Here is a 724-nt window from a genome sequence, read left to right on the forward strand (position 1 = left end):
AGCGTACACGGTGGATGCCTTGGCAATCAGAGGCGAAGAAGGACGTGCTAATCTGCGAAAAGCTTGGATGAGTTGATAAGAAGCGTTTAATCCAAGATATCCGAATGGGGAAACCCAGTAGATGAAGAATCTACTATTATTAAGTGAATACATAGCTTAATAAGGCAAACCGGGAGAACTGAAACATCTAAGTACCCCGAGGAAAAGAAATCAACCGAGATTCTGTAAGTAGCGGCGAGCGAAAGCGGAAGAGCCTGTTAGTGATAATGGTTTTGTTAGGAGAATGAGCTGGGAAGCTCAATCGTAGAGGGTGATAATCCCGTATCCGAAAACATTATTATGGTACTAAGCTAACGACAAGTAGGGCGGGACACGAGAAATCCTGTTTGAAGATGGGGGGACCATCCTCCAAGGCTAAATACTCCTGATTGACCGATAGTGAACCAGTACTGTGAAGGAAAGGCGAAAAGAACCCCAGTGAGGGGAGTGAAATAGAACCTGAAACCGTGTACGTACAAGCAGTGGGAGCAAGAGAAATCTTGTGACTGCGTACCTTTTGTATAATGGGTCAGCGACTTATATTTTGTAGCGAGGTTAACTGAATAAGGGAGCCGAAGGGAAACCGAGTCTTAACTGGGCGATTGAGTTGCAAGGTATAGACCCGAAACCCGGTGATCTAGCCATGGGCAGGTTGAAGATTGGGTAACACTAATTGGAGGACCGA

1 rRNA gene is annotated in these 724 nt (G+C 45.7%); it reads left to right on the forward strand.

The annotated features are described in order from the left end of the window. Positions 1–724: ribosomal RNA gene (locus tag DAE25_RS22755) — 23S ribosomal RNA — on the forward strand; the annotation flags it as partial.

The sequence above is a fragment of the Nocardioides terrigena genome, assembly GCF_003047265.1.
Classification (GTDB): Bacteria; Actinomycetota; Actinomycetes; order Propionibacteriales; family Nocardioidaceae; genus Nocardioides; species Nocardioides terrigena.